Genomic DNA, 2975 nt, shown 5'->3' with positions numbered 1-2975 from the left:
GTGGGGCGTCAGCGGGTGGGGCGTCAGCGGGTGGGGCGTCAGCGGGTGGGGCGTCAGCGGGTGGGGCGTCGGCGGGTGGGAGCGGGCGCTTCGACTTCGGCAGCTTCCCGACGACCAGGTCGTAGGAGTGGTCGAGGAGGTCCCGCACGTCGTCGGCCGGAACCGTGCCGTCGAGGCGGACCCGGTTCCAGCCGTGGCGCCCGATGTAGGCGCTGACCTCGATGGCGTCCGGGTACCTGGCCCGCCACTCCCCCGCCTCCTCGGCGGTCGCGCCGCACTTCACGCCCACCGTGCCGCTCGACAGCCCGATGAACGCGAAGATCCGGCCGCCGACCTTGACGCACAGGTCGTCGTCCCCGAACGGGTACGTCTCCTCCGCCCCCGGCTTGGCGAGGCAGTGCCCGATCACGTCGTCCAGCGTCATGGCGCGGGTTACTTGACCCCGGCCGCGTCCATGCCCCGCAGCTCCTTCTTCAAGTCCTGGATCTCGTCACGCAGGCGCGCGGCCAGCTCGAACTGCAGCTCCCGGGCCGCGTTCATCATCTGGTCGGTGAGCTGTTGCACCAGGTCGGCCAGCTCGGACCGCGCCATCGTGCCCCGGTCGCGGTCCACGAGGACGCCGGAGCTGGTGCGGCCGTTCGCGCCGGGGTCGCCCGTGGGCTTCTTGCCGCGGGACGTGTTGCGGCCGGAGCCGCCGGGCGCGATGGCGTCCTCCGCCTCGGCGTAGACCTGCTCCAGGATGTCGGTGATCTTCTTCCGCAGCGGCTGCGGGTCGAGGCCGCGCTCCTCGTTGTAGGCGATCTGCTTGGCCCGCCTGCGGTTCGTCTCGTCGATCGCGTGCCGCATCGAGTCGGTGACGCGGTCCGCGTACATGTGGACCTGGCCGGACACGTTGCGCGCCGCGCGGCCGATCGTCTGGATGAGGCTCGTGCCGGAGCGGAGGAAGCCCTCCTTGTCCGCGTCGAGGATCGCGACCAGCGACACCTCGGGCAGGTCAAGGCCCTCGCGGAGCAGGTTGATGCCGATCAGCACGTCGTAGTCGCCCAGGCGCAGCTGCCGCAGCAGCTCGACGCGGCGCAGCGTGTCGACCTCCGAGTGCAGGTAGCGGACCCGGATGCCGAGTTCGAGCAGGTAGTCGGTGAGGTCCTCGGCCATCTTCTTGGTCAGCGTGGTGACCAGGACCCGCTCGTCCTTCTCCGCCCGCACCCGGATCTCGTGCACCAGGTCGTCGATCTGGCCCTCGGTCGGCTTGATGACGACCTCCGGGTCGACCAGGCCGGTCGGGCGGATGACCTGCTCCACGAACTCGCCGCCCGCCTGCCCCATCTCGTACGGGCCGGGCGTGGCGGAGAGGTAGACGGTCTGGCCGATCCGGTCGGCGAACTCCTCCCACGTCAGCGGGCGGTTGTCCAACGCGCTGGGCAGCCGGAAGCCGTGCTCCACCAGGTTGCGCTTGCGGGACGCGTCGCCCTCGTACATGCCGCCGATCTGCGGCACGGTGACGTGCGACTCGTCGATGACCAGCAGGAAGTCGTCGGGGAAGTAGTCGATCAACGTGGCGGGCGCGGTGCCGGGGCCGCGGTCGTCGATGTGGCGCGAGTAGTTCTCGATGCCGTTGCAGAAGCCGACCTGGCGCATCATCTCGATGTCGTACGACGTGCGCATGCGCAGGCGCTGGGCTTCCAGCAGCTTGCCCTGCCGCTCCAGCGTCGCGAGCCGGTCCGCGAGCTCCAGCTCGATGTTGCGGATCGCCTTCTCCATGCGCTCCGGGCCCGCGACGTAGTGCGTGGCCGGGAAGATGCGCAGCTCGTCGACCTCCTTCACCACGTCGCCGGTCAGGGGGTGCAGGTAGTACAGCTTGTCGATCTCGTCGCCGAAGAACTCGACCCGCAGCGCCAGCTCCTCGTACGCCGGGATGATCTCCACGGTGTCGCCGCGCACCCGGAACGTGCCGCGGTTGAACGCGAGGTCGTTACGGGTGTACTGGATGTCGACCAGGGCGCGGAGCAGCAGGTCGCGCTCGACCTCGCCGCCCACCTCCAGCTTGATCGACCGGTCGAGGTAGGACTGGGGCGTGCCGAGGCCGTAGATGCACGACACGGACGCGACCACGATCACGTCACGCCTGGTCAACAGGCTCATCGTGGCCGAGTGACGCAGCCGTTCGACGTCCTCGTTGATCGACGAGTCCTTCTCGATGTACGTGTCCGTCTGCGGGATGTACGCCTCGGGCTGGTAGTAGTCGTAGTAGCTGACGAAGTACTCCACCGCGTTGTCCGGGAAGTAGCCCTTCAGCTCGTTGGCGAGCTGCGCGGCCAGCGTCTTGTTCGGCGCCATCACCAGCGTGGGCCGCTGCACCTTCTCCACCAGCCACGCCGTGGTGGCCGACTTGCCCGTGCCGGTGGCGCCGAGGAGCACCACGTCCTTCTCCCCCGCGCGGATGCGCCGTTCGAGCTCCGCGATCGCCGCGGGCTGGTCGCCCGCCGGCTGGTAGTCGCTGACCACGCGGAACTTCCCGTCGGTGCGGGGGATGTCACCGACGGGACGATGCGACGAGTGCGCCTTGACCGGGATCTCGGTAGGGAATGCCACGGGTACGACGGTACGCCGGGGGTACGACACTGTTCGATCGGCCCAGGTCAGACGACGCGGGGACGGTCAGCAGGAGCAGTCGCAGCACGAGCAGTCGGGACACGAGCAGTCGCAGTTGCACCACGCCTCGCGCGGCTTGCCGCTGAACGGGCCGGGGTGCGGGTCGCGGCAGCAGAACTGGCACGTGCCGCACTGGTAGAGCACGGCCAGGCAGCCCAGCAGCACGCCGCGCGTCACCGGCGGGCGCTTCAGCTTGGGCCAGAACCACAGCCCGCTGCCGGGGCGCAGGGGCTCGTCGCCGCGCCTGCCCTTCTTCCCCCCGGTTGGCGGGACGGGCGGGCCGGGCGGACCACCGCGGCCGGGCGCGGACGGCGGCGGCACGG

The 2975-nt window shown here is 70.2% G+C and carries 2 protein-coding genes and 1 pseudogene; all 3 read right to left on the bottom strand.

Annotated features, from left to right (window positions below):
* Positions 1-424: MmcQ/YjbR family DNA-binding protein (locus ACFQ3T_RS26830; RefSeq protein ID WP_380727137.1), on the bottom strand; the 424-nt coding region annotated here is incomplete at its 3' end.
* Between the two features lie 8 nt (positions 425-432).
* A complete protein-coding gene (gene uvrB, locus ACFQ3T_RS26825) occupies positions 433-2592 on the bottom strand; it encodes an excinuclease ABC subunit UvrB (protein WP_380727135.1) in 2160 nt (719 codons plus the stop codon).
* Positions 2593-2658: 66 nt separating this feature from the next.
* A pseudogene (locus ACFQ3T_RS26820) lies at positions 2659-2975 on the bottom strand (DUF5685 family protein); the annotation flags it as partial.

Source organism: Saccharothrix hoggarensis, assembly GCF_042678885.1.
Lineage (GTDB): Bacteria > Actinomycetota > Actinomycetes > Mycobacteriales > Pseudonocardiaceae > Actinosynnema > Actinosynnema hoggarensis.
Note: the sequence above shows the minus strand (reverse complement) of the source record. Positions and strands in the feature narration are given on the sequence as shown.